This is a genomic window from Streptomyces sp. NBC_01320 (assembly GCF_035974375.1).
Taxonomy (GTDB): Bacteria; Actinomycetota; Actinomycetes; order Streptomycetales; family Streptomycetaceae; genus Streptomyces; species Streptomyces yanii.
The window spans coordinates 7,541,215-7,567,376 of record NZ_CP108390.1 but is presented as its reverse complement, the minus strand read 5'-3'; the positions used below and the strand labels follow the sequence as shown (position 1 = coordinate 7,567,376).

Sequence of the window (26,162 nt, the reverse complement as noted above, 5' to 3'; positions counted from 1 at the left end):
GCGACGTCTCGTACGAACAGGGGGCCCATCCATGACCGACAGCAGCCACACGAGTCACGAGAACGTGCCGAGCAGGCAGCGCAGGCGTTTCGCCGGCATCTCGTCCCGGGCCTACGAACACCCGGCGGACCGCTCGGCCCTGGTGGCCCTGCGCAAACTGAGCGGGTTCGACACCGTATTCAAGGCTCTCAGCGGACTGCTCCCCGAGCGCAGTCTGCGGCTGCTCTTCCTCTCCGACTCCGTCCGGGTGAGCGACGCCCAGTTCGTCCATCTCAACGACATGCTCCGCGACGCCTGTTACATCCTGGACCTGGAGAAGGTCCCGCCGATGTACGTCACCCAGGACCCGAAGCCCAATGCCATGTGTATCGGTCTCGACGAGCCGATCATCGTGGTGACGACGGGGCTGGTGGAGCTGCTCGACGAGGAGGAAATGCGGGCGGTCGTCGGTCACGAGGTGGGACACGCCCTCTCCGGCCACGCCGTGTACCGCACGATTCTGCTGTTCCTCACCAATCTTGCGCTGAAGGTCGCCTGGATTCCGCTCGGCAATGTCGCGATCATGGCGATCGTGACGGCGCTGCGCGAGTGGTTCCGCAAGTCGGAGCTCTCCGCGGACCGGGCGGGACTGCTGGTCGGCCAGGATCTGCAGGCGTCGATGCGCGGCCTGATGAAGATCGCCGGTGGCAACCATCTGCACGAGATGAACGTGGACGCCTTCCTCGCCCAGGCGGACGAGTACGAGAAGGGCGGCGACCTGCGCGACTCCGTGCTCAAGATCCTCAATGTGCTGCCCCGCTCCCACCCGTTCACCACGGTACGAGCGGCCGAGCTGAAGAAGTGGTCCGAGAGCCGCGACCACCAGCGGATCATGGACGGCCACTACCCGCGGCGCGACGAGGACAAGGACACCTCGGTGACGGACTCGTTCCGGGAGTCCGCCTCGCATTACGCCGATTCGGTGCGTACCAGCAAGGATCCGCTGATGAAGCTCGTCGGCGACATAGCGGGCGGCGCCGGGGACCTGGGCGGCAAGCTCCGCGACAAGTTCACCGGCGGCGGCTCGGCCGGCAAGGGGGGCGCTACGGGTGGCTCCGAAGAGACCCGGCAGTCGGGGCCGGAAGACCCGGAGAGCTAGAGCTCACAGGAGCCCGGGACGGGTGGGCACTGAGCTCCAGCGCCCCGCAGAGCGCCGCAGCGGGCCTGCCCATGGCGTACGGGTCGGTGCCCGCCGGTCCGCGGGATTCCGCCCGCTGGCCGGCGAGCAGCGGACGCAGTGCGCCGGTCGTGTCGGCCGAGCAGGCCTGCGGTCCGGCCTGGACGTAGCTGGTCCGCAGCTCCAGCCGGTGGAGCCGCAGGTCCTCCCGGTCGAAGCGGAAGTGCAGCTCGCGCCGGACGGTGAACAGGGAGACGCCGCCTGCCGGTTGGGGGCCGGAGACGGCCGGGCGCAGGGCGTACGTGAAGGTGTGGTCCGACACCACATCCAGGGTGTCGGCCCCCTCCTCCGAGTAGGCCAGGGTGCCCTGGACCCGGATGCCCGGGTCGGCCAGTGCCACCTTCGCCGGGTCGAACCGCACCAGCCAGCCGGCCGCGGCGTGCTGCCCGTCGTCGTCCGGCCGGCTCATGCTCCGGTCGAACTGGCTCACCTGGTCCGGGTCGAGCAGGAGCTCCACCGGCCGTATCGCACGGCCGGTGAGGACGTCGGGGTCGAGGGAGGACGCGACCAGGTAGTCCTTGACCGTGGTCAGGGCGGTGATCACCTGGCTGTCCGAGAAATTGTCCGTCCGCCGGACCATCGGGAAGTTGATGCCTGAGGCACCTGTCCGGAACTGTGCGGCGGGGCTGGTGGCGAAGAGAGCGGCGGCCATGCCGCCGGGCACGGTGCCGCGGGGCGCCAGTGGTATGACGGTCGAGCGCAGTGCCTCGGCCCGTCGGCCGACGGGCGCCTGGTACGGATGCCGGAAGCCCATGTAGACGGCCGCGGCGAAGGCCAGGGCTATCAGGACGACGAGGGCCAGGACGGTCCGGGAGCCGGTGCGCAGGTGCCGGGTGGGGAGGCTGCGTACGGCGCGGGCGTGCTCGCCCATGCGCTCCTGGGCGGAGAATTCCTGGAGCCGGGCAGCGCGGACGAACGACTCGTCGAAGACGACGGATCGGTACTCGTCCTCGCCGCCACCGGCTGCGTTCCCGGATGCTCCTTCTGGCGGTTCTTCACGGCCTGCCATGACTTCTCCCGACTCCACGTCACCGGCCGAGGCCGACACGCTACGCTCTGCCTCGGCCGATAGGCCTCGGGCAGGGCCTGTCCGTCACGAGTTCGCCTGTGCGGACGGGTGAGAAGCCCCCTCTGGGGGGAGGGGTCACACCTTCAGAGTAGGTCGATTGCCAAGAAGGTAAACGCCCTGGCGGGTGAGAACTCGGGCCGGGTTCTCATGCGCTGGGGCGACTTCGCTTCAGGGCGTGCGCGGCACCGCGGAGACCGCAGGCCGGGAATAGCCGGAGGGGGAGGACGGGGCGGCATCGACACCCGGTGCGCTGTCCACGCCGGTCGAGGCGGGCGGCGGCGCCTGGTCCTGCCGGTTGGCCGAGGCGCCCCGGTAGACCGCGCTGAAGGCCAGCGCGACCATGCCGATGCCCATCAGCAGCGCGAGCAGCCAGGCCACCGGCCGGTGCCAGCGCGCGGCACCTCGGTAGGGGCGCAGGGCGCCGCCGTGGCGCCCATAGGGACTGTTGTCGTAATCGCCCAGCCCGTCGGGGCCCATCGGGTCGCCGTAGGGGCTCCCGCGGCCGTAGCCGCCACCCGGGCCGTACCCGTCGTCGAAGAAATCGTCGTCGCCGGGGCCGCCACCTGCGCGGGCTCGGGCCGCCTCGGCCTCGGCGCGCGCCTCGGCAGCGGCCAACAGCCGCTCCACCGCGGTGGGTTCATGGAACTCGGCGGCCCGGACGAAGTCCTCGTCGAACACCACGGAGGCGAAGTCCTCGTCCGCGCCCCCGCGGTCGTCGTCGGGCTCCCAGCCGTCCGGGAACGGCCTGCCCCCCACGTCGTCCGGCACAGCTTCAGCGTAGCCCCGGCGGGTGGATTTGGGCAGGGAGAGCGCAAAATCGCCGGGGCCGGAGATCACCGAACGTGACCGTCACCGGTCACGATGTACTTCGTCGAGGTCAGCTCCGGCAGCCCCATCGGGCCCCTGGCATGCAGCTTCTGCGTGGAGATCCCGATTTCCGCACCGAACCCGAACTGCCCGCCGTCGGTGAACCGGGTGGATGCATTTACGGCGACCGTCGTGGAATCCACCAGTTGGGTGAACCGGCGGGCGGCGGCCTGCGAGGTGGTGACGATCGCCTCGGTGTGGCCCGAGGACCAGAGCCGGATGTGTGCCACCGCCGCGTCCAGCGATTCGACGACGGCTGCCGCGATGTCGTATGAGAGGTACTCGGTCTCCCAGTCCTCGGGCGTCGCCGCCACGACGGTGGCCTTGGACCCGTCGGCGTACTCCAGGACCCGCTCGTCACCGTGGACCGTCACCCCTGCGTCGGCCAGCGCGTCCAGGGCCCGGGGCATGAACTCCGCGGCGATGTCCTTGTGGACCAGCAGCGTCTCGGCGGAGTTGCAGACGCTCGGGCGCTGGGCCTTGGAGTTGATCAGGATCTCGACGGCCATGTCGAGGTCGGTCTGCGCGTCCACGTACACGTGGCAGTTGCCGGTTCCGGTCTCGATGACCGGAACCGTCGATTCCTCCACGACCGTACGGATCAGCGAGGCGCCGCCGCGCGGGATCAGTACGTCGACGAGACCGCGGGCCCGCATCAGTTCACGCACCGAGTCGCGGCTCTCGCCCGGCACCAACTGCACCGCGTCGGCCGGCAGCCCGGAACCTCCGACCGCGTCGCGCACCACCCGGACGAGTGCGGTGTTGGAGGCGTACGCGGACGACGAGCCGCGCAGCAGGACGGCGTTGCCGGACTTCAGGCAGAGCGCCGCGGCGTCGACCGTCACATTGGGCCGGGCCTCGTAGATGATCCCGACGACGCCGAGCGGCACTCGGACCTGGCGCAGGTCGATGCCGTTGGGCAGGGTCGAGCCGCGCACCACTTCGCCGACCGGGTCGGGCAGGGCCGCCACGTGTCGCACATCGGCGGCGATGGCCCGGATCCGCTCGGGGGTGAGGGTGAGCCGGTCGACGATCGACTCGCTGGTGCCTGCCTCGCGGGCGCGGGCGACGTCTTCGGCGTTGGCCTCGACGATCTCGCTCGTCCGCACTTCCAGCGCGTCCGCGATCGCCAGCAGCGCGTCGTCCTTGGCCGCACGCGGCAGTGGCGCGATGTCAGCGGCGGCAGAGCGTGCCCGGTAGGCGGCCTGGGCGACCGGGGACATGTTGTCGTACGGCGAAAGCGTGGTCATGCCCGCAGGGTAGTGCGCACACTGCGGGCATCCCTCACGTATCCCGTGATGCGAGACGACCGTCCCAGAACGGGCCGGTTCAGTACGGGTGGACGCCGACCGGTGCAGCCGGCGGCGGCCCGTATCCCTCGGCGATCCGCTGGTGGTACGTCTCCCGGTCGATGACCTCCAGGCCGACGATCTCCCAGGGTGGCAGTTTGGCGCTGGAGCGGTGCTCGCCCCACAGCCGCAGCGCGACCGCCGCCGCGTCGTGCAGATCGCGGGCCTCCTCCCAGTAGCGGATCTCCGCGTGGTCGTTGGCGTACCGGCTGGTCAGCAGGAAGGGGTGGTCGTGCGCGAGCTGTTCCAGAGCGCGTCTGACCTCCTTCAGCGGAGTCTCGGTGCCCGAGACGCTGAGCGTGATGTGCCACAGCTTCGACTGGGTGCGCTCCTCCTTCGCCCCCACCGGCTCAGGGACCGTGGTTCCGTCGGTGGCCCTGTCGACGGTCCTGTCCGCGGGCCGGTTCCCGTCGAAGCCGGCACCTGCTCCGACGCTGGTCAGGGTGCGGCCACCCGTTCCTCGGGGCGGCGCCCCCGGGTGCGCTCGTCTCACCGGCGGCCTCCTGTGAATGCGTTGCTGTGCTGTACCCCGCTGTGTCCCCGTTACAAAGTTGACCAGTCCCGGGCCTGGCGTGGGGCGGTTTTCATGAAGGTCTCCGCCGGAAGTCCGGACTTTTCAGCCGATTCAGGGGGCAGGTCAGTGGTGCAGGAGGACCAGATCGTCCCTGTGTACGACCTCGCGCTCGTACGCCGGCCCGAGCTCGCGTGCCAGGTCACGGGTGGAGCGCCCGAGCAGCTGCGGAATCTCCTTGGCGTCGAAGTTGACGAGTCCGCGGGCCACGGGGAGGCCGCGCAGGTCGCGCAGTTCCACCGGGTCCCCCGCGCTGAACTCGCCCTCGACCGCGGCGATCCCGGCCGGGAGGAGCGAGCTGTGGCGCTCGACGACGGCCCGTACGGCCCCGTCGTCCAGGGTCAGCCATCCCTGCGGGGTGGAGGCGTGGGCCAGCCAGAGCAACCGGTCGGCCGAGCGGCGTCCGGTGCGGTGGAAGTACGTACCGGTGTCGCGGCCCGCGAGGGCGGCGGCGGCGCGGCTCGCGGAGGTGAGCACGACCGGCACCCCGGCGGCCGTGGCGATCCGGGCGGCTTCGACCTTGGTGACCATGCCGCCGGTGCCGACGCCCGCCTTTCCGGCGCTGCCGATGGTGACGCCCTCCAGGTCGGCGGGGCCCGTCACCTCGGCGATGCGTGTGGTGCCGGGGGTGCTGGGGTCGCCGTCGTAGAGACCGTCGACGTCGGAGAGGAGAACCAGCAGGTCGGCGCGGACGAGGTGGGCGACGAGCGCGGCGAGCCGGTCGTTGTCGCCGAACCGGATCTCGTCGGTGGCCACGGTGTCGTTCTCGTTGACGACCGGGAGCGCGCCCATCTCCAGGAGCTGGTCCAGGGTGCGGTAGGCGTTGCGGTAGTGGGCGCGGCGGCTCGTGTCGTTGCTGGTCAGCAGCACCTGGCCGACGCGTACGCCGTACCGCGCGAAGGAGGCGGTGTAGCGGGCGACGAGCAGCCCCTGGCCGACGCTGGCCGCGGCCTGCTGCCTGGCCAGGTCCTTGGGCCGGCGCACCAGGCCGAGCGGGGCGAGTCCGGCCGCGATGGCGCCGGAGGAGACGAGGACGATCTCCTTCTCCCCGCCGCTCCTGACCTTGGCGAGCACATCGACGAGTGCGTCGACCCGGTCGGCGTCCAGGCCTCCGGCCGCGGTGGTGAGGGACGAGGACCCGACCTTGACCACGATCCTGCGCGCCTCGGTCACGCCCTGTCTTGCCCCTGCCACGTGCACTGTCCCCGTCCTCGCCGTCGGCTGCGCCTGTTCGCCGTCAGGGTACGCGAGCCGCGTGGGGCGCGGACCGAACAGGCGTTCCCGACAATCGGACTCCACTCTCTCTTTTCGGCCATTGAGCGGAGACCGGTTGCCCTGAGGGGCGCCGGAGCGGAAGCGGTCAGATCAAATGATTCGCAAATCCGTACGCACCTTTCGGCCGCCGAATCATTGACCACCGCCCTGGGCAACCATCCGGCCACGCCGCCCATCCAACAGTCGATAGGGTGCACGGCAGGCGGTGCTGTATCGCCGTTCTCCGCAGCGCGCGGACCCGCACCCGCCGTCGGCTCACAGGGCCTCTATCAGCCATGGGACAGTAGCGATGCCAATTAAAGTAAGTGTCGTCATTCCGGTATACAACCCGGGCAGGTTCATCGAACCCTGCATCGACTCGCTCCTGCGGCAGACCCTACCGGCACGGGAGTTCGAAGTCCTCTTCGTCAACGACGGGTCGACGGACGACACTCCTGACCGCCTCAAGCAGCTGGCCGCGGAGCATCCGCATTTCCGGGTGATCACCATCCCGAATTCCGGCTGGCCGGGAAAGCCCCGCAACGTCGGGGTGACCGAGGCGAAGGGTGAATACGTCCAGTTCCTGGACCAGGACGACCATCTGGCCTCCGGCGCCCTGGAACGGCTGTACGACATGGGCCGACGCAACGGCTCGGACATTGTCATCGGCAAGGTGGCCAGCAACTTCCGCGGCGTCCCGCACGGCGTGTTCAAGACGAACCGCGAGAAGTGCACCCTGCACGACGCCCCGCTGTACGACAGCCTCACACCGCACAAGATGTTTCGTACGGAATTCCTCCGTGAGAACGGCATCGCCTACCCCGAGGGGAAGCGCCGTCTGGAGGACCAGCTCTACATGATGCAGGCGTACTTCCCGGCCAAGGTCGTCTCCATCCTGGGGACGTACACCTGCTACTACTACTCGAAGCGGGACGACGGCAAGAACGCCGGATCGACGAGGATCGTGCCGTCCGGCTACTACGGGAACCTCCGCGAGGTCCTCGACGTCGTCATGGCCCATACGGAGCCGGGAGAATTCCGGGACCGGCTGCTGCGCCGCTTCTACCGCGTCGAGATGCTCAGCCGGCTCAGCGAACCGGCGGTGCTGCGCTACCAGCCGGAGTTCTACGACGAGATGTGCGACGCCATCCGGCCGCTGGCCACGGACTTCATGGGCGACGGAGTGCACGACGGCCTGGGTCCGGTCCTGCGGGCGCGGTCGACACTGCTGCGTGGGGACGACCGGCAGGGTCTCCTCCGCATCGCGCGCTTCGCCTCGTCCGTCACGGCGGCGGCACAGCTGGAGACGTTCGCCTGGCAGCCGGACGGCAGGATCGCGATCACCGTCAGCGCCCGGCTGGTCCACGGCGAGGACCGGGCCCCGGTGCGGCTGCTGCGCCGCGAGGGCCGCTACTACCTGCACCCCGAGCTCGCCGACGGGCTGCAGGCCGACGGCGGACTGCTGGACATCACCGACGACCTCGACGGCTTCTCCGCCGAACTCTCGCTCCGCAATCGCGAGACGGCCGTCGAGTGGCCCTGCCCGGCGACGTTCACCACGGAGATGGAAGAGCTCGGAGACGACGTCTGCGAAGTCGTCCTGCACGGCAGCGGCCATCTGTCCACCGAGGCGGTCAAGGGCCGCGGGCGGGTGTCGCGCGGCTTCTGGGACGTCTGGGTGCCACTGCGTGGACTGGGTCTGGTCCGCAAGGCCCGGCTCGGCGCCGACCGCGCCGAAGGCGTGGAAGCCGCCTGTCTGCCCGCCTCCCTCGGGTCGCCGGCGCGCGCCGTCATCCCGTACTTCACCGATCCGCACGGCAACCTCACGCTCGATGTCGCCCGGCGCAGCAAGAAGCTGGCCGACCATCTCGCGGGCCGTCCGGTGCTGCGGACGCCGGGCAGCCGGCCGGAGCTGCGGCTGGACCTCTTCACCACCGCTGCCACCGCCGTCTCCGGCGCCCAGCTGGTCCTGAGCCCGGCCGACGGGACAACCGGCGCCGTCCGCACGGTACGGACCTCGCTGCACCCCACCGAGGGCCGCGCGCATCTGATGGTGCCCGGACGTGCGCGGGGCGTCGCGACGGGCAACTGGAAGCTCTCGGTCCGGCTCGACGGCGAGGACGGCCCCGCGCTCCCGCTCTGCGACGTCACCGTCGGCGGCCGCGGCCGGATCCACCTCGACCCGGCCCTGCCCGAGGTCGACGCCGCGATCATGGCGGAGGTCGGCACGAAGCGCCGGAGGGCGGCGCTGCGGCGGGCGCTGCGCGCGGTCGGCGGCCCGCTCGTCCGCAGGCTCCCGCCCGGCGGCCGCAAGCGGGCGCGTCGCCTGGCCGCCCGATTCACCAGCTGATCCGGGATCCCGGACCACCCCTCAGCCAGCACGGAACAAGGACGTGATCGCATGCGGCAGCTCTCTCTCGAAGGCGCCTGGGTGCATGAGCCCAAGGTCTTCCCGGACAGTCGCGGCAGCTTCCACGAGTGGTTCAGGGCCTCCGAGCTCAGCGAGGCCGCAGGCCACGGTCTGCAGCTCGCCCAGGCCAATCTCTCGGTCTCCCGCCGCGGCACGCTGCGCGGTATCCACTTCGCCGATGTGCCGCCGAGCCAGGCGAAGTACGTCAAGTGCGTGCGCGGCGCGGTGCTCGACGTCATCGTGGACATCCGGGTCGGCTCCCCCACGTACAAGCAGTGGGAGGCCGTACGCCTCGACGACATGGACCATCACGCGGTCTACCTCGCCGAGGGGCTCGGACACTCGTTCATGGCGCTGACGGACGACGCGACGGTCGTCTATCTGTGCTCCGAGGGGTACGCGCCCGGCCGTGAGCACGGCATCGACCCGCTCGACCCGGAGCTGTCGATCGAGTGGCCCGAGGGCATCACCCCGCTGCTCTCGGAGAAGGACGCCGCCGCCCCTTCGCTGGCCGAGGCCGAGAAGCAGGGCCTGCTTCCTTCGTACGAGGCGTGCCGGGCGTACTACGCGCAGCTGCGCGCCCGGGGCTGAACGGGCGGCGGCGCAGCGAAAGCCCCCGTGGTCCGGGAGGGATCACGGGGGCTTCTCCGTCCGCGCAGACTCTCAGCCCGCGACGGCCTCGATACGCCCGCGCAGCGACGTGAACGCCGAGCGGGGACGGCGCAGATTGCGGGCCCGGGTCAGCGCGGGCCAGAAGTCGGCTCCGAGCAGCGTCTCGGGCCGGACTGCGGTCTTGCGCACCAGCACCTCTTCGGGCACGTCCTGCGGATCGGGTACGACATATTCCTCGATGATCTTGTCGTACGCGTTCTTCAGAATGTCGCTCTCCGGATCGGCACCGAACACGGCGACCACTCCGGTCGGTGCCGTATCGATCTCGACGACCACCAGGTCGGGGCGGTATCGGCGCAGCACCTGCACCACCTTGTAGACATCGCCGGTCCAGAATTTGGTGTGCCGGTCCCGGGCCGCCTCGTCGACATTGCGCGGCAGCATGTCGTCGAGAACGATCACGCTCGACCAGCGGGAATGCCGTTCGACGTTCATGAAGTCGCGCAACGCGTACTCGAAGAGATGCATGCCGTCGATGAAGGAGAGTTCCAGCTTGGGGTCCCCGCCGAGCACATTGAGCGGGTCCCGGCGGGCGAGTGCGCGGAACGGGTTGCGGCCGTTGCGCAGGTGGATCAGCGGGTCCTTGCGGGCGAAGAAGGCGTCGCTCGTCGCCTTGACCAGGTGGACGTCGCAGCTGATGTCCGTCACCACGCGGAAGGCCGGGTCGACGGCGACGGAGGGCACCCGCGAAAGGGCCAGGCTCCTGCCGTCGTTGACCCCGATCTCCAGATAGTTCCGGGGCCGGTAGACACGGTGCATGTGACGCAGAAACTCATGGCGGTTCACGTGGAGCGGCCCTTCGACAGAAATCAACTGGTCCGATTCCCGGCGAAGTTACCCTATGAATGCACTGTGGCGTAAGCGTTCTTCCAGTGTTAACACCTGGGGTCTCCCGCGAGCGGAATGCAAGAGGCCAGTTGGCGGCCGGTTATCGGTGCGATCATCGGATGATCAAGGGCGTTCCGCGCGGAGCAGTGCCGGAAATGCCTCCGCCAGTGCCTCCCGCCAGTCGCGGACCGGTTCCATTCCGGCCGCTGCCCAGCAGTCGTGCCCGAGCACGCTGAACGCGGGCCGGGGCGCCGGCCGGACGAAGGCGTCGCTGGTGGTGGGGCGGACGCGCGCCGGGTCGGCGCCCAGGAGCCGGAAGATCTCCCGGGTGAAGCCGAACCATGTCGTCTCACCGCCGCTGGTGCCGTGGTAGACGCCCGCGGGGGCGGTCCCTGCCAGGGCGGCCTGCCCGAGCCGGACCAGCAGGTCTGCCAGGTCGGCGGTCCAGGTGGGTTGTCCGCGCTGGTCGTCGACCACGTCGAGGGTGTCCTTGACTCCCTCCAGTTTGATCATCGTACGGACGAAGTTGGGGCCGCCCGCGCCGTACAGCCAGGCGGTGCGGACGACGTAACCGGTGTCCGGAAGGGTCTCCAGGACCGCATGCTCCCCCGCCAGTTTGGTCCGCCCGTAGGCGCTGCGTGGGCCGGTCGCGGCGTCCTCCGGGTACGGCTTCTCGGCGTCCCCGGCGAAGACGTAGTCGGTCGAGACCTGGAGGAGGACCGTGCCGTATTCGCGGCAGGCGGTGGCAAGGACCTCCGGGCCCGTGCCGTTGACCCGCAGCGCCGCGTCCTCCTGGGACTCGGCGTCGTCGACGGCGGTCCAGGCGGCGCAGTTCACGACAACGGCGGGGCGATGCCGCTCGAAGCCCGCCCGCACCGAGGCGGGGTCGGTGATGTCCATGGCCGCGCGGTCGGCGGCGACCGCGGTGAGGCCCTCGTCGGCGAGCCGGGCCAGGACGTCCTGGCCGAGCATCCCGGCGGCTCCGGTCACCAGCCAGGCGGCGCTCACAGGGCGGCCCTGCTCTTCAGCGGCTCCCACCAGGCACGGTTGTCGCGGTACCACTGCACGGTTTCCGCGAGTCCCGTGCGGAAGTCCTTGCGGGGCTCGTAGCCGAGCTCCTCGCGGATCTTCGTGCAGTCGACGGAGTAGCGGCGGTCGTGGCCTTTGCGGTCCTCGACGTAGGTGACGCTGGTGTCCCAGTCGGCGCCGCAGGCGTCCAGCAGCAGGCCGGTGAGTTCCTTGTTGGAGAGCTCGGTGCCACCGCCGATGTTGTATACCTCGCCGGCCCGGCCCTTCGTGCGGACCAGTTCGATGCCCTGGACGTGGTCGTCGATGTGCAGCCAGTCGCGGACGTTGGCGCCGTCTCCGTACAGCGGGACCGTCCTGCCGTCCAGCAGGTTGGTGACGAACAGCGGGATGACCTTCTCGGGGAAGTGGTGGTGCCCGTAGTTGTTGGAGCAGCGGGTCACCCGCACGTCGAGGCCGTGGGTGCGGTGGTACGAGAGGGCGATCAGGTCGCTGGATGCCTTGGCCGCGGAGTACGGCGAGTTGGGCGCCAGCGGGTCGGTCTCGGGCCAGGAGCCCTCGTCGATCGAACCGTAGACCTCGTCGGTCGAGATGTGCACGAAGGTCCTGATGCCCGCCAGGTGTGCGGCGTGGATCAGGGTGTGGGTGCCCACCACATTCGTACGGACGAACTCGGCACCGCCGTCGATGGACCGGTCCACGTGCGACTCGGCGGCGAAGTGCACCACCTGGTCGTGCTCGGCCATCAGCTTGGAGACCAGCTCGACGTCGCAGATGTCGCCCTGCACGAAGGCGAAGCCGGGGTGCCCGCGGACCTCGTCGAGATTGGCCGGGTTGCCGGCGTAGGTGAGCTTGTCGAGCACGGTGACGGCGACATCGCCGGGCCCCTGCGGGCCGAGCACCGTACGGACGTAGTGCGAACCGATGAAACCGGCCCCTCCGGTCACCAAGATGTTGGTCGTCATGAGGAGATCTGCACCTTGCTGTGGTCGCCGAGCACGAGTCGGTGAGCGGACGGGGATCGGGGCGCGGGGGTCACTTCGACGTCATGGCCGATGAGCGACGCCTCGACGCGCCGGACACCGGCGATGGAGGCGCCCTGCAGAACGATGGAGTACTCGATCTCGCTGTCCTCGATCCGGCAGTTCTGCGCGATCGAGGTGAACGGACCGACGTACGCGCCGCTGATCACCGATCCCGACCCGATGATCACGGGGCCGACGATCCTGCTGCCGGTGACCTTGGCGCCTGCCTCGATCCGGACCCGGCCGATGATCTCGCTGCTGTCGTCGACGTCGGCGCCCTCGACGGACGGCTCGACGGTCTCCAGCACGGTCCGGTTGACCTCCAGCATGTCGGTGACATTGCCGGTGTCCTTCCAGTACCCGCGGATGGTGGTGGAGCGGACGTCGCGCCGCTGGTCGATCAGCCACTGGATGGCGTGCGTGATCTCCAACTCGCCACGCCAGGAAGGCTGGATCGAGCGCACCGCCTCGTGGACGGCGGGTGTGAAGAGATAGACGCCGACGAGCGCAAGATCGCTCTTGGGCCTCTTCGGCTTCTCCTCCAGGGCCACCACCCGGCCGTCGCCGTCGAGTTCGGCGACACCGAACGCGGTCGGATTGGGCACCCGGGTCAGCAGGATCTGGGCCTCGGGCCGGTCCGCCCGGAACTCCTCGACCAGACCGGCGATCCCGCCGACGATGAAGTTGTCACCGAGGTACATCACGAAGTCGTCGTCGCCCAGGAAGTCGCGGGCGATCAGCACCGCGTGCGCGAGCCCGAGCGGCTCGGCCTGCGGGATGTAGGTGACATCGAGGCCGAACCGGGAACCGTCGCCGACCGCCTCGCGGATCTCCTCGGCCGTGTCGCCCACGATGATGCCGACTTCGGTGATGCCGGCCTCCGCGATCGCTTCCAGGCCGTAGAACAGCACCGGCTTGTTCGCCACGGGGACCAGCTGTTTGGCCGAGGTGTGCGTGATGGGGCGGAGGCGGGTGCCCGCCCCTCCGGACAGTACGAGAGCCTTCACGTGACCAGTCCTCATGGTGAGATGTCGGTCCTGTCGCGCGGCGCGACCTTCTGGGCGATTTTACTGAGAATCCCCCCGCGATTCGGGGGAAATCCGCGGGTCGAGCGGCCGTTCAGCCCGCGCTCAGGCGCGACTTCAAGCGCCGGACGTCCCTGCGCATACGGCGCGCCACCCGCCGGGAGAGCGACGCCCGGCGAGCCGCGGCCGCGGGCTGCTCGATGCGCTTGCCGCCGTGCCAGTCGGGCACGGTGACCTCGAAAACGGAGTCGGGGAGCCCGGCCGACCGGTCACGGAAGTGCGGGTACGCGAGATAGAGCTTGTCGCCCCCGCGCGAACGGATCACGTCCGGAACGGTCTTCGCCCGGAGGTACTCCAGGTGGTCGACGAGCAGATCGGTACGCCCCTTGGCGACGCAGGCGAACCGCAGCCGCTCGGCCACCTTGATCCGCCGGGCCACGCCGTCGTTCCAGTACGCGTCCATCAGGGGCGCCGCGAGCTCCATCTTGTGGCGACGCACCTCCGGCGACTCCTTGAGCACGCGAGGACCGAACTGCTGCAGCATGCCGACCGTGAAGGGCCGGACCATCAGAAAATCACGCCTCGGACCTGCGGGTTCGAGCCGGTGAATGAGCTCCATCATCGCCCGCATGGAATCGAAGCGCCATTCATAGGTGCCGCTCTTGGTGACGTGCTTTCCGTCGTCGCGGCCGACCAGGTAATAGCAGATGTAGTCGGAGATCACGGAGATTCCGGCGCCTCGCAGATAGGCCTCCAGGGTGAACAGGGCGTCCTCGCCGGTCCGGAGATCTTCGTCGAATCGGAGCGCGAGCCGTTCCAGCAATTCCCGCCGGAAGAGCTTCTGCGCACTCAGCGTGTATATGACCTTGGAGTTGTATACGTCGACCCGGTCCTTGGTGGCGTTCCACATCGACTGGGGCGCTCCCCGGTTGACGCCGACCACCTTTCCGAGCACCACATCGGTGCCGGCCCGGTCGGCCGTGGCGACCATCCGCTCCAGAGCCTCGTCGCCGAAGTAGTCGTCGGCGTCGAGGAAGAAGACATAGCGGCCGCGCGCCATGCCGAGCCCCACGTTGCGCGGGCCGCTCGGGCCGCCGGAGTTCGCCTGACGCACGACTCTCGTCGGCACCGCGGAGCGGGCGGCGAATTCCTCCAGGTATTCGCCGGTGCCATCGGTCGAACCGTCGTCGACCGCGACGATTTCGATCCGGCCGGCGCCGATGCTCTGGGACTCCACGGATTCGAGACAGCGCACGAGGTACGGCATTGCCTCATACGCTCCGACGATCACCGTCACGTCAGGAATTTGCATCTCGTTCACACCCACAGAAGACAGCCGACGCGACCCGTTGGTTGCCCGACACTCGACGCGTGAATGGTGACACTCATCACAAAGGCCCGGCAAATCCCGTCAGGGTCTTTACCGGGCCTTGGTGAACCTGTATAGGTTGCGGCGCTTTTCAGCCGTTCACGGGCTCGCCCAGGCTGATCGCCACACCGCTGTTCCGCGCTTCCGACTTGGCGGCGAGCGCCGTCACGGCCGCGTCGAACTGCACGATGGACGTGGGCTCGTCCGGGCCGAGCAGATACCGCTTCAGCTCACGACGGGCGTCCGCCAGCGTGTCCGCGCTCTCGTCGACCACCGCGCCGAGCAGGGCATCCAGCTCGGTCGCCGCGTTGGAGAGGATCACCGCGGCACGCACCGCGGTGTTCTGCCGACGGAACTCGTCCTCGCCCAGCTCGGCGGAGTCCGTGACCGCGTACGGCTTGCCGCTCGCGATGAAGTCGGACACCACGCTGGAGATGTCCGAGACCATGCCGTCCGACTCGTTGAAGCAGTCGTACAGACGCATCTGCGAGCCGGAGATGACCTTGTGCTCCCACCAGCCCAGCGAGCGCCAGAACGCGGCGTTCCACTCGTCCTTCAGCTTCGCGGTCTCGGCCTCGCGCGCCGGGTCCGCGAGCGAGTCCCGGGAGAGCTCCGCCTCGTCCCGGGCCACACGGCCGCCACTCGGCTCCGCGGCCAGCTGCGCCTCGATGCGGGCCAGCTCGGACTGCGCCGCGGCGCGCTCGCCTTGCAGGGCGGCCGATTCCGTCGCCCAGCGCGGGTCGGTGGCACGCTTGGCGGCGTCCTCCTCGATCATCGCGGTGATGCGCAGATGCACGGCCTTGGCCGCACGGCTGCGGGTACCGGTGAAGGGGTGCGGCTTGTACAGCAGCCGGACCGGCGGCTCGGCCTCCAGCAGCCGCCGGACGATGTTCTCGCCGGCCAGCAGCAGCGAGGTGTTCCCCGGGTTGTCGTCCCAGCCCTCCCAGGTGGGCGCGTACAGCACGGTCGGGATCGGGTTCTTCGGCGCGCCGGTCCACGGCTTGATGGTGGCCAGCTGGGGACGGCCCACCTCGACGATGTCCTCGTCCCGTACGCCGACGTCGGCCAGCGCATAACGGTCGCGGCCGGCCCGGCCCGCGGTCCACACCTCGTCGTAGACCTTGCTGTACGGGTTGACGCTGGCGAGCTTGTCGCTGTCGCCGTGACCGATGAAGACGTGCTTCATGGTCGGCACCCGCAGCAGGTGGATGTTCTTGCCGACGTTGGCGGCGTAGAGGGCAACCCGCACCGACGACAGGTTCAGGTTCATCAGGTGCACGCCGCCGGGCACGCAGAGCACCGGCACCGAGGTCGTGTTCAGCTGCGGGACCATGGTGCGCTCCCGCAGCAGGATGAGCGGCCGGCCGCCGAGCTGCGCCATCGTTTCCAGCCACATGTTGACCTGGTAGGCCGATTCCTTCGAGCCGGAGAAGTACAGCATCACCGTCGGCTGGTACTCACCGAGCCAGTCGCCCACGGCCTTGAGCACCTTGGCGTCGGGCGGCGCGAGGCGGCTCGGCCGGACATGGGGAAGGAGCGCTGCCAGATAGCCGACCGCGAGGACGAGCGTGAGCCCGAGTCCCACGTAGGCGAGCCCGTGGCTGCCGGTCTCGATCGCGGCCAGGACGCCGATCATCGCGAAGACGTCCAGGTGCAGCATCTTCTCCGCAGGCCGGTTCATCAGCAGCTGCGGCGGGGCGTCCGGAATCCGCGCGGCTTCGAGGTCGACGTTGAGGGTGACCACCGGAAGCTTGCGGCGCAGCCGGATGAGGGCGACCATCGCGCCCTGCGGCGCCTGGAGACCGTAGAAGGCCAGCAGGCAGGCGATCGTCACGTAGAAGAGCGTCTCCTCGCCGTATCCCATGCGGGAGAGCAGCAGGATCAACAGCAGCTGGCGCACCAGGAAGCGGATCGAGAGCCCGGCTCGGACGGCAGCCAGGCGGTTGATCAGGTAGCTGCCGCAGTTGTGCAGATACCGGTCCGCCAGGTACGTCGCCGCTGCTGCCACGATGAAGAACCACAGATTGGGGATTATCGCCGCGAGCATTATGCACGGGAACCCCAGAGCCATGAGGAGCGCGGCGGCCAGCTCCGAACCGCTGCCCACACGAGCCAAGCGAATGGCTTTCGAAATCACGAAGTACCGCTTCCGAAAAGGGTGCCGACTTTTTTTACCTTACGAGGGAAATGTGAAGAAGACCTTCACGAATTCGGACCCCTGCGGTTCGCGCGAGCGACAACAGGGGTCCGAATAGTCGATTGTCAAGCAGTATTACACATCCGCCTGCCGATCCAGGACAGCGGCAAGCGCCTGTTCGAAGCCGGATGCCTCGGATGCGCCACGGGTCGGGTCCTGCTGACGTACGTCGATGACGTGGCCGGTCATCTCGGAGAGCAGTACGTCGAGCGAGGTGCGGGCGACCGCCTCGGAGGAGAGCAGCGTGCCCGCGGGTTCGTCGCCGAACGCCTTGGTGCGCATCGGGGTCGCGGTGCGCTCGGGGTTCACGCAGTTCACCCGCACTCCGTCGCCCGCCCACTCGTCCGAGAGCGCCTGGGTCAGGTTGACCATGGCGGCCTTGGTCGACGAATAGAGGCTGTACTCCGCGCGTCCGCGGGTGTAGCTGCTGGAGGTGTAGAGCAGCAGCTGGCCCTTGGTCTCCACGAGGTACTTGTACGAGGCGCGGGCGATCTGCACGGGCGCCAGGTAGTTGACGTTCAGCGCTTCCTGGATGGTTGCGCTGTCCGTCTCGGCCAGCTTGCCGATGCGCAGTACGCCCGCGGTGTTGATCACGTAGTCGACGCGGCCGGTGTCCGCGTAAGCCTTGGAGAGAGCCTCGTCGACGTGTTCGGGGTTCTCCACGTGCGTACCGGTGGTGGAGCGGCCCAGGGCGTAGACGTTGGCGCCGTAGGACTCGGCGAGCGTCGCGATGTCCGCGCCGATCCCGTACGAGCCGCCGAAGACGACCAGGGTCTTGCCGGTGAGCAGTTCGCGATAGGCGGCGTCGTCGGCCGGCTGCGGGACAGCCGTCGAGGCCAGCTGGAAGAGCTTGTCCGCGATGAAGACGTCGACCGGCTGGGTGACCTTCATGTTGTACTCGTCGCCCGCCACGACGTAGATCGGCACGTCGGGGAGGTACTTCAGCACGACCGAGCAGTCGTCGGTGGCCTGGAAGTTCGGGTCGCCCGCGGCGACCTCGTAGGCGCGGCGGATCGTGGAGAGCTTGAAGGCCTGCGGCGTCTGGCCACGGCGCAGCCGGGACCGGTCGGGCACGTCGGTGATGAACTCGCCGTCACCGCCGTGGGTGCGGGTCACGATGATCGTGTCCGCGGACGGGATGGCGACGTCGACGGCCTGGTAGCGGTCCAGGGCGTCCACGCAGTCCTGGATGACGCGCTGCGACAGCAAGGGGCGCACGGCGTCGTGGAAGAGGACGTTGCGGTCCTCGCCCTCGGCCAGGCCCTCGCCGAGGGCCGCGATGGCGCGCTCGGTGGTCTCGTTGCGCGTGGCGCCGCCCTCGATCACCTTGGTGACCTTGGTCAGACCGGCCTTGGCGATGATCTTCTCGACGTCGGGCACATAGCCCGGCGCCATCAGAACGATGATGTCGTCGATGGAGTCGGCCTGCTGGAAGATCGACAGTGTGTGCTCGATGACAGCCTTGCCTGCGATCTTCAGCAGCTGCTTGGGGATCGACAGCCCCACGCGCTGGCCGGTACCGCCGGCGAGCACGACTGCTGTGGTTCGGGCTTTAGCTATGTGCTGAGCAGACACAGACGACCTACCTTGCGAGGGCTGGGAGATACAGCGATGGTTGCACTCTCCGTTACCGTCTCGCAAGGTGAACGTCGGCTGCTGCACGCCCCGTGGACACCTGCCGTTGCCTTGCGATCAGGGCGAATACCGGAATCGACGCTTCCCTGCCGGGTGACCGACACCACACGGTTGAGCGGTATGAATCACCCGTGAGCGGGATTCCTGGCCACTGGCCGCGACGGGCGGCGACTCCAGGTGCAGGGGCACCACAGGGGCGGGCCGCCGGTACAGATCTACCACCACGACCCGCCGCACCGTGTGCGACCCGTCCGGAACGGGCTGAACCCGTCGTCCGGAACGGCCAGAACTCGTCGCACTCTAGAACGGGTTGAAGTCGTCGAACTCGCGCTGCACCTCGTCACGCTCCGCCTCGCGGTCGCGACGGCGCTGGGCCGCCGGACGAGGAGCTTCGAGGCGGTGGTCCTCACCGCGCCGGCCGAGCATCTCCGCACCCGCCGCCACGGTCGGCTCCCAGTCGAAGACGACCGCGTTGTCCTCGGCGCCGATGGCCACGCCGTCGCCCGCCCGGGCACCGGCCTTCATCAGCTCGTCCTCGACCCCGAGCCGGTTGAGCCGGTCGGCGAGATAGCCGACGGCCTCGTCGTTGTTGAAGTCGGTCTGACGGACCCAGCGCTCCGGCTTCTCGCCGCGCACCCGGTAGATGCCGTCCTCCTCCAGCGTGACGGTGAAGCCCGCGTCGTCCACGGCCTTCGGGCGGATGACGATGCGGGTCGCCTCCTCCACCGGCTTGGCGGCGCGCGCCTCGGCGATCACACCGGCGAGCGCGAAGGAGAGCTCCTTCAGGCCCATATGCGCGACGGCGGACACCTCGAAGACACGGTAGCCACGCGCCTCGAGCTCCGGGCGGATCATGTCGGCGAGATCCTGGCCGTCCGGGATGTCGATCTTGTTGAGGACGACGATGCGGGGCCGGTCCTCCAGTCCGCCGTACTGCTTCAGCTCCTCCTCGATGATGTCGAGGTCGGAGACCGGGTCGCGGTCGGACTCCAGCGTCGCGGTGTCCAGTACGTGCACGAGGACCGAGCAGCGCTCGACGTGCCGCAGGAACTCCAGGCCGAGGCCCTTGCCCTGGCTGGCGCCGGGGATCAGCCCGGGGACGTCGGCGATGGTGTAGACGGTGCCGCCCGCGGTGACCACGCCCAGGTTCGGGACGAGCGTGGTGAACGGGTAGTCGGCGATCTTCGGCTTGGCCGCGGACAGGACGGAGATGAGCGAGGACTTGCCCGCGCTCGGGTAGCCCACCAGTGCGACGTCGGCGACGGTCTTGAGCTCCAGGACGATGTCCCGGGACTCGCCCGGCTCGCCGAGCAGCGCGAAGCCGGGGGCCTTGCGGCGGGCGGAGGCGAGTGCGGCGTTGCCGAGGCCGCCACGGCCGCCCTGCCCGGCCACGAACGTGGTGCCCTGGCCGACCAGGTCGGCGAGCACGTTGCCGTCCTTGTCGAGGACGACCGTGCCGTCGGGAACGGGCAGGATCAGGTCCTGGCCGTCCTTGCCGGAACGGTTGTCGCCCGCACCGGGCTGACCGTTAGTGGCCTTGCGGTGAGGGCTGTGGTGATAGTCGAGAAGCGTGGTGACGTCCTGGTCGACGACCAGGGTCACATCGCCGCCACGGCCGCCGTTGCCGCCGTCGGGACCGCCGAGCGGCTTGAACTTCTCACGGTGAACGGAGGCACAGCCGTGGCCTCCGTTACCCGCGGCGGCATGCAGCTCGACGCGGTCCACGAAGGTGGTCATGGTGGAAACCTCCAGTTACTTACATGCAGAAATGACTCAAAGCTCATGCTGTCCCGGTGGGGACAGAAGCTGTCTCTCACAGGAGAAACACGCGAAAGGCGGACCCGCTTCCCGTACGGGAAGTGAGGTCCGCCTCCGCAGAAACCGCTCGACGAGCGCCGAAATTACTCGGCGATCGGAACGATGTTCACGACCTTGCGGCCACGGTGGGTGCCGAACTGCACCGCACCAGCGGCGAGCGCGAACAGCGTGTCGTCGCCGCCACGGCCGACGCCCGTGCCCGGGTGGAAGTGGGTGCCGCGCTGGCGGACCAGGATCTCACCGGCGTTGACGGCCTGGCCGCCGAAGCGCTTGACGCCGAGCCGCTGAGCGTTGGAATCGCGCCCGTTCCGGGTGGACGATGCGCCCTTCTTGTGTGCCATGTCTCCTCAGTCCCTTACTTCGCAGCCGCGGGGATACCGGTGACCTTGATCGCCGTGTACTGCTGACGGTGACCCTGGCGACGGCGGTAGCCGGTCTTGTTCTTGTAGCGAAGGATGTCGATCTTCGCGCCCTTGTGGTGGTCCACGACCTCGGCCTGGACCTTGATCCCGGCAAGCACCCACGGGTCGCTGGTCACGGCGTCGCCGTCGACCACGAGCAGGGTCGAGAGCTCGACCGTGTCGCCAACCTGGGCAGTGGAAATCTTGTCAACCTCAACGATGTCACCGACAGCAACCTTGTGCTGGCGGCCACCGCTGCGCACGATGGCGTACACGCGGATCTCTCTCTCACTCGGAACGGGTCCCCTGATGCCAGCCGCTCGCGCAGGCCGAAACCTGCGGCGATCCGGAAGGATGAGCGGCCTCTCCTGACGGACGGATCCGTCACGAGGGATGTGCTCAGGGGTGGGCGCGCATGGAAACACGCCGAGGTGCAAGGCTACGGGGCCGCACACTGGTGGGTCAAACCGGGACCCTCGGAACTGTCGACCGTCTTCCGCCGGGTCGTCCCAGGGCTCCGCGGAGCCTCCACACCGGCCGAAGCACCGGGTCGGTGCCGTGCTAGTTTGTCAGTTTTGATCACTCTCTGTACTCCCGAGGCCGTAGATGCTGCGATCCGCCCTGCTCGGCCGCACCTGGCTGTTGCCCCTCCTGGTCTGTGCCGTTTACGCGCTGGCGCAGCTGACCGCCGGTTCCTCGTGGACCCTTTTCCCGGACTCGTACCGTTACGCACGCGCCGCGGAGCAGCAGCTCGGCGCCACGCGCGAGGAGGCACACCGGACCGCGCTCAAGGCGTTCTGCACGAGTCGCGCCGACGCGGCCGCGGAGACGAGGTCCCTGGATCCGCTGGCCGGTTCCGCCGACGCGACCGACGCCGGGGCATCGGCCTCCGCCGCCTGCCTGACCCGGTGGTCCGACGCCACCGACATCACCACGGCGGACGACCGCTACCAGTCGATCTTCTCGTCCCGGCCCGGGTATCCGATGCTCGCCGCTCCTTTCGTCGGCGCTCTCGGCGTGCTGGACGGGATGCGCGCCCTGGGCCTCGTACTGGCCCTCGCCGGTTCACTGATGGTGCGCGGACTGCTGCGGAGCGCCGGTCTCGGCCGCCTACCGGCCGTCGTCGGGCAGATCGCGTTTCTTGTCTCACCACTCGGCTGGTGGAGCCTGCAGGCACTGAGCGAGGGCCTGGTCACGGTCTGTGCGCTCGGGGCGGTGTGGGGTGGCGTCCTGATGGCACGCGGCAGGCGGCTGTCCGGTGCGGCGCTGTTCACCGGCGCCCTTGCCGTGTGCGCGGTGACGCGCTACTCGACGGCTCTGTTGCTGGCGGCCCTGATCGCGGCCGCCGCGCTCGCTTCCTGGCTCTTCCGCCGCTCCCGGCACGATCTCCTCCTTGCCGGTGCGGCCACCGGATGCGCCGCCGCCGTGGCGCTGGCCATGAAGCTGCTCGGCCTGCCGTCCTCCGAGGTCACCCTCCAGGACACCTTCACGCGCCATTTCCGCTCGCCGGAGATACCCGACCCGTGGGCCCGGCTGACCGACCTCAATCTGCGGTACTGGGGTCACTGGTTCGCAGAGCAGGCCGCGATGCCGTTCTTCCTGGTGGCCGCGGTGGTCTCGCTCTGGGTGCTGATCCGTCGCGGCGGCGTCCTCGGCCCGCTCGCGTGTGCGGTGGCACTGACCGGCGCCGCTCAGGTCGCGGCTCATCCGCTGGTCCAGGAGGCGGATCGGCTCGGAGTCCTCATGTGGGTTCCGGTGACACTGGGGATTGCCTTGATCGCAGAAGGCGTTCAGGACTTTCGCCGGTCCCCGATAGGCCGTACGGTCCGAGTTCCTGACTCAACCGTGGAGCCACAACGTGTCGACACCACAGATCCCCGATGAATTCCTGGCCAAGGTCGCCCGCCGGGCGACCGCGCGCATGGCCCGCACCGACCGGCCGTTCCTGGCCGAGCGCGTCCTGGGCATCACCGCCCACCGAGTCCGTGACCGCAGGCTCAAGGCGGACCTGCTCGGCGCGGCGGCCGACACGCAGCTGTCCCGGGGTCTGGTCCCACGCCATCTCGTCCAGGCGTACGGAGCCGAGCTGGCCTGCGCGGACGCGGACCTGAAGGCGGGCCGGAAGAAGGAGGCCGCCGCTTCGTGCACGAGGGCACTGCAGCTGGCCTTCCACCGCGCCGCGCACTTCGACGGCTACGCGTCACCGCTGGCCGCCGACCCGGGCGGGTTCACCGCGCCACTGCGCCGCAGCCGCACGCTGAGGGCCATGCGCTCCTCGCGCACCCGCGCCGAGCAGGCCGTCGCACCGCCCACCGACCGGCCGGTGCGGATCCTCTTCGCCCACAGCGGCAACGACAACTTCCTTCCGGTGATCACCGGCCACTTCGCGCAGACCACCGGCGTCGAGACCCGCATCCTGGACACCTCCGCCGACCCCGCACTCGCCCCCCTGGCCAACAAAATGGGCCGGATGGCCGCGCTCGCACTGGGCGCTGGCGCGGAGTACGGACGGCAGGCCGAGGCGGTGCTGCGCCCCCACCTCGACTGGGCCGACGTCGTATTCATCGACTGGTCGACGGCCGCCGCGGCGTTCTTCACCCTGGTCGATCCGGGCACGACGCGGATCGTCGTACGGCTGCACAGTTACGAGGCGTTCAGCCACTGGCCCCAGCTGACCGGCTTCTCACGGGTCGACGACGTGGTGTTCGTCAGCGAGCATCTGCGGGACCTGGCCGTCGAGGCCGTGCCGGGTCTCACGGAGCCCGACGGTCCGCGGATCCATGTGATCGACAACGCCGTCTCGCTGCCCCGGTTCACCCGGCCCAAGCCGCCCGAGGCCCGTTTCGCACTCGGGCTCGTCGGGGTCGGGCAGGTGGCCAAGGACCCCCTCTGGGCCCTTGAGGTGCTCCGGCTCCTGCGGCGCCGCGATACGCGGTACACCCTCCATCTCGTCGGAGCCCTGCCGGCACCGGACGCGAGCCCCGCCGTCCGCCGATACCACGATGCTCTGTCCGAGGCCCTGGCACCGCTTCAGGCGGCCGGGGCGATACGCCTGCTGGGACCGACCGAGGACGTACCCGCCGTCCTCGCGGAGATCGGCACGATACTCAGCACTTCGCTGCGCGAGAGCTGGCATCTCGGACTCGTGGAGGGCGCTGCGAGCGGTGCGGTGCCGGTGGTGCGGGACTGGCCGTTCTTCGCGGGCCGGCCGCACGGTCCCCGGACGCTGTTCCCTGACGCCTGGGTCATCACGACGCCCGCCGAGGCCGCCGAGCGGATCCTCGCCCTCACCTCCGACGAGGAGGCCTGGCGCAAGGCCGGCCACGAGGCCTCCGAGCACGCGCTGGCGGCGTGGGACTGGGAGACGGTGAAGCGCGGCTTCGACCGGCTGCTGCTGGGCGCGGAGCGGTAAGTAAGCTCCCGGTCGAGCACGTACTCCGAGAGGCAGACACATCGTGAATTACAGGGTCCAGCCCACCGCCCAGGTCGACGAGACCGCCGAGATCGGGGCAGGCAGCAGTGTCTGGGAACTCGCCCAGATCCGTGAGCAGGCCCGGCTCGGCGAGGGCTGCGTGGTCGGCCGCGGCGCATACGTCGGTACGGGCGTCCGGATCGGCGACAACGTCAAGATCCAGAACTATGCGCTGGTGTACGAGCCGGCCGAACTCGCCGACGGGGTTTTCATCGGCCCGGCGGTGGTGCTCACCAACGACCACAACCCGCGTTCGGTCGACCCGGACGGCAAGCAGAAGCGCGGCGGTGACTGGGAGGCCGTCGGCGTGAAGATCGCCGAGGGCGCTTCGCTGGGCGCGCGCTCCGTCGCGGTGGCGCCGGTCCGGATCGGCCGCTGGGCCATGGTGGCGGCCGGCGCCGTGGTGACCAAGGACGTGCCCGACTTCGCTCTCGTCGTCGGTGTTCCGGCCCGGCAGGTCGGCTGGGTCGGCCGCGCCGGTGTGAAGCTGGTGGAGTCCGCGGACGAGCCCGGGGTGTGGGAGTGCCCGCAGACCGGTGCGCGCTACCGCGAGACCGGTGAGTCCACGCTCGTCGAGGCCGGACCCGCAGCGTCGTAGGTCCGCCGAAGAGAACGCACGAGGGGCCCCGGTCGACCTGGTCGGCCGGGGCCCCTCGTGCGCGTGCGGTGGTCAGCCGCCGATGACGACGCGGCGGACGCCCTCCCAGCGGGCCGGGTCCGTCGTACGACGGCCGTCGACCAGGACGCGGACGTCCGGGAGATCGGCGGCGGCCAGCTCGCGGTACTCGGCATGGTCGGCCTGGAGGATCGCGGCGGTGACGGTCTGGCCCTCGTGCGGGACGAGACCGTGCGCGGTCAGCTCCTCGGCCGTGTACATCGGGTCCGAGACGAACGGCACCGCACCACGCGCCTTCAGCGCCTCGACGGTCGGGAAGACGCCGGAGAAGGCCGTCTCCTTCACACCGCCGCGGTAGGCCGCGCCCAACACCAGCACGCCCACCCCGTCCAGGTCGCCGTAGGCAGCGGCAAGCAGATCGACCGCGTACTCGGGCATGGCCGCGTTGGCCTCACGCGCCGAACGCACCACAGTCGCCGAGGGGTCGTTCCACAGGTACATCCGCGGGTAGATCGGAATGCAGTGGCCACCGACGGCGATCCCCGGCTGGTGGATGTGGCTGTACGGCTGCGAGTTGCAGGCCTCGATGACCTTCAGGACGTCGATGTTCTGCTGGTCGGCGAACCGGGCGAACTGGTTCGCCAGGCCGATGTTGACGTCACGGTAGGTGGTCTCGGCGAGCTTGGCGAGTTCGGAGGCCTCCGAAGTACCCAGGTCCCAGACGCCGTTGGGCCGCGGCAGGTCCGTACGGTCGTCGAAGTCGAGGACCGACTCGTAGAACTCCACGCCGTGCGCGGTCGACGCCTCGTCGATGCCTCCGACCAGCTTCGGATAGCGGCGCAGGTCGGCGAAGACCCGGCCGGTGAGCACCCGCTCCGGAGAGAACACCAGGTGGAAGTCGTCGCCGGCCTTGAGCCCCGACCCCGCTTCGAGCATGGGCGCCCAGCGGGTGCGCGTGGTCCCGACCGGCAGCGTGGTCTCGTAGCTGACGAGTGTGCCGGGCTTCAGTCCGGCGGCGATCGCCCGCGTCGCGGAGTCCATCCAGCCGAAGTCCGGGGTGCCTTCGGCATCCACGAACAGCGGCACGACGACCACGACGGCGTCGGACTCCGCGACCGCGGCGGTGGTGTCCGTCGTCGCGGTCAACAGACCTGCCGCGACGGTCTCCTTGAGCTTGACGTCGAGGTCGTGCTCACCGGGGAACGGCTCGGCCGCGGCGTTGACCAGCCCGACGACCTTCTCGTTGACATCGGCGCCGATCACCCGGTGGCCCTTGGCGGCGAACTGCACGGCCAGGGGAAGGCCGATCTTGCCGAGGGCTACTACACAGATGTTCATGGGG

At 69.4% G+C, this 26,162-nt stretch carries 22 protein-coding genes; 6 read left to right on the top strand and 16 right to left on the bottom strand.

Annotated elements, in window-relative coordinates; translation table 11 throughout:
• Positions 1-31: 31 nt before the first annotated feature.
• Positions 32-1,138, top strand: a complete 1,107-nt coding sequence (locus OG395_RS34340) for a M48 family metallopeptidase (RefSeq protein ID WP_327246391.1) — start codon at positions 32-34, stop codon at positions 1,136-1,138.
• Here OG395_RS34340 and OG395_RS34335 read toward each other — a convergent pair.
• From OG395_RS34335 to proB, 5 genes are all read right to left on the bottom strand, one after another.
• The gene (locus tag OG395_RS34335; protein WP_327246390.1) at positions 1,083-2,225 is read right to left on the bottom strand and encodes an SCO2583 family membrane protein; all 1,143 of its coding nucleotides are present in this window, start codon (positions 2,223-2,225) and stop codon (positions 1,083-1,085) included. The two genes, OG395_RS34340 and OG395_RS34335, sit on opposite strands and share 56 nt — an antisense overlap.
• 228 nt (positions 2,226-2,453) lie before the next feature.
• Entirely contained in the window at positions 2,454-3,053 is a 600-nt protein-coding gene (locus OG395_RS34330; protein ID WP_327246389.1) for an SCO2584 family spore wall biosynthesis protein, read from the bottom strand.
• Positions 3,054-3,118: 65 nt separating this feature from the next.
• Positions 3,119-4,402 carry a glutamate-5-semialdehyde dehydrogenase gene (locus tag OG395_RS34325; RefSeq protein ID WP_327246388.1) on the bottom strand — a complete coding sequence of 428 codons (1,284 nt, stop codon included), beginning with the start codon at positions 4,400-4,402 and terminating at the stop codon, positions 3,119-3,121.
• Positions 4,403-4,481: 79 nt separating this feature from the next.
• Positions 4,482-4,994 (bottom strand): hypothetical protein, encoded by a 513-nt coding sequence (locus OG395_RS34320; RefSeq protein ID WP_327246387.1) that lies wholly within the window; start codon positions 4,992-4,994, stop codon positions 4,482-4,484.
• A 144-nt stretch (positions 4,995-5,138) separates the two neighbouring features.
• Positions 5,139-6,245 carry a glutamate 5-kinase gene (gene proB, locus OG395_RS34315; RefSeq protein ID WP_327249543.1) on the bottom strand — a complete coding sequence of 369 codons (1,107 nt, stop codon included), beginning with the start codon at positions 6,243-6,245 and terminating at the stop codon, positions 5,139-5,141.
• Between the two features lie 391 nt (positions 6,246-6,636).
• Between proB and OG395_RS34310 the strand changes: the two genes are divergently transcribed.
• Positions 6,637-8,676, top strand: coding sequence for a glycosyltransferase family 2 protein (locus OG395_RS34310; RefSeq protein WP_327246386.1), 2,040 nt, complete (start codon positions 6,637-6,639; stop codon positions 8,674-8,676).
• Positions 8,677-8,727: 51 nt separating this feature from the next.
• Complete coding sequence (gene rfbC, locus OG395_RS34305; RefSeq protein WP_327246385.1) at positions 8,728-9,327, top strand: dTDP-4-dehydrorhamnose 3,5-epimerase; 600 nt, start codon at positions 8,728-8,730, stop codon at positions 9,325-9,327.
• 72 nt (positions 9,328-9,399) lie between these two features.
• Here rfbC and OG395_RS34300 read toward each other — a convergent pair whose 3' ends face one another.
• The 10 genes from OG395_RS34300 to rplU form a co-directional block, all read right to left on the bottom strand.
• Positions 9,400-10,194: a class I SAM-dependent methyltransferase gene (locus OG395_RS34300; protein WP_327246384.1), complete on the bottom strand. Its 795-nt coding sequence runs from the start codon at positions 10,192-10,194 to the stop codon at positions 9,400-9,402.
• Between the two features lie 165 nt (positions 10,195-10,359).
• Complete coding sequence (rfbD, locus tag OG395_RS34295; RefSeq protein WP_327246383.1) at positions 10,360-11,244, bottom strand: dTDP-4-dehydrorhamnose reductase; 885 nt, start codon at positions 11,242-11,244, stop codon at positions 10,360-10,362.
• The gene (gene rfbB, locus OG395_RS34290; RefSeq protein ID WP_327246382.1) at positions 11,241-12,227 is read right to left on the bottom strand and encodes a dTDP-glucose 4,6-dehydratase; all 987 of its coding nucleotides are present in this window, start codon (positions 12,225-12,227) and stop codon (positions 11,241-11,243) included. Before rfbB ends, rfbD begins: the two co-directional genes overlap by 4 nt.
• Entirely contained in the window at positions 12,224-13,294 is a 1,071-nt protein-coding gene (locus OG395_RS34285) for a glucose-1-phosphate thymidylyltransferase (RefSeq protein ID WP_327246381.1), read from the bottom strand. Before OG395_RS34285 ends, rfbB begins: the two co-directional genes overlap by 4 nt.
• 112 nt (positions 13,295-13,406) lie before the next feature.
• Complete coding sequence (locus OG395_RS34280) at positions 13,407-14,624, bottom strand: glycosyltransferase family 2 protein (protein ID WP_327249542.1); 1,218 nt, start codon at positions 14,622-14,624, stop codon at positions 13,407-13,409.
• Positions 14,625-14,772: 148 nt separating this feature from the next.
• Positions 14,773-16,818 (bottom strand): hypothetical protein, encoded by a 2,046-nt coding sequence (locus OG395_RS34275; RefSeq protein ID WP_327246380.1) that lies wholly within the window; start codon positions 16,816-16,818, stop codon positions 14,773-14,775.
• 135 nt (positions 16,819-16,953) lie between these two features.
• Complete coding sequence (locus tag OG395_RS34270) at positions 16,954-18,453, bottom strand: bifunctional cytidylyltransferase/SDR family oxidoreductase (protein ID WP_327246379.1); 1,500 nt, start codon at positions 18,451-18,453, stop codon at positions 16,954-16,956.
• Positions 18,454-18,813: 360 nt separating this feature from the next.
• Positions 18,814-20,250: a GTPase ObgE gene (gene obgE / locus OG395_RS34265; RefSeq protein WP_327246378.1), complete on the bottom strand. Its 1,437-nt coding sequence runs from the start codon at positions 20,248-20,250 to the stop codon at positions 18,814-18,816.
• A 164-nt stretch (positions 20,251-20,414) separates the two neighbouring features.
• Positions 20,415-20,672 (bottom strand): 50S ribosomal protein L27, encoded by a 258-nt coding sequence (gene rpmA / locus OG395_RS34260; RefSeq protein WP_116211787.1) that lies wholly within the window; start codon positions 20,670-20,672, stop codon positions 20,415-20,417.
• Between the two features lie 14 nt (positions 20,673-20,686).
• Positions 20,687-21,007, bottom strand: coding sequence for a 50S ribosomal protein L21 (rplU, locus tag OG395_RS34255; protein ID WP_030921216.1), 321 nt, complete (start codon positions 21,005-21,007; stop codon positions 20,687-20,689).
• Positions 21,008-21,338: 331 nt separating this feature from the next.
• Between rplU and OG395_RS34250 the strand changes: the two genes are divergently transcribed.
• From OG395_RS34250 to OG395_RS34240, 3 genes are read left to right on the top strand one after another with little or no spacing between them, the layout of a single operon-like run.
• A complete protein-coding gene (locus tag OG395_RS34250) occupies positions 21,339-22,616 on the top strand; it encodes a hypothetical protein (RefSeq protein WP_327246377.1) in 1,278 nt (425 codons plus the stop codon).
• Positions 22,591-24,144, top strand: a complete 1,554-nt coding sequence (locus OG395_RS34245) for a glycosyltransferase family 4 protein (protein WP_327246376.1) — start codon at positions 22,591-22,593, stop codon at positions 24,142-24,144. The genes OG395_RS34250 and OG395_RS34245 overlap by 26 nt, the downstream gene beginning before the upstream one ends.
• Before the next feature lie 43 nt (positions 24,145-24,187).
• On the top strand, positions 24,188-24,802 hold the full coding sequence (locus OG395_RS34240) for an acyltransferase (RefSeq protein WP_327246375.1): 615 nt from the start codon (positions 24,188-24,190) through the stop codon (positions 24,800-24,802).
• A gap of 72 nt (positions 24,803-24,874) precedes the next feature.
• Here OG395_RS34240 and OG395_RS34235 read toward each other — a convergent pair whose 3' ends face one another.
• Positions 24,875-26,158, bottom strand: coding sequence for a nucleotide sugar dehydrogenase (locus tag OG395_RS34235; protein WP_327246374.1), 1,284 nt, complete (start codon positions 26,156-26,158; stop codon positions 24,875-24,877).
• Between the last annotated feature and the right edge of the window lie 4 nt (positions 26,159-26,162).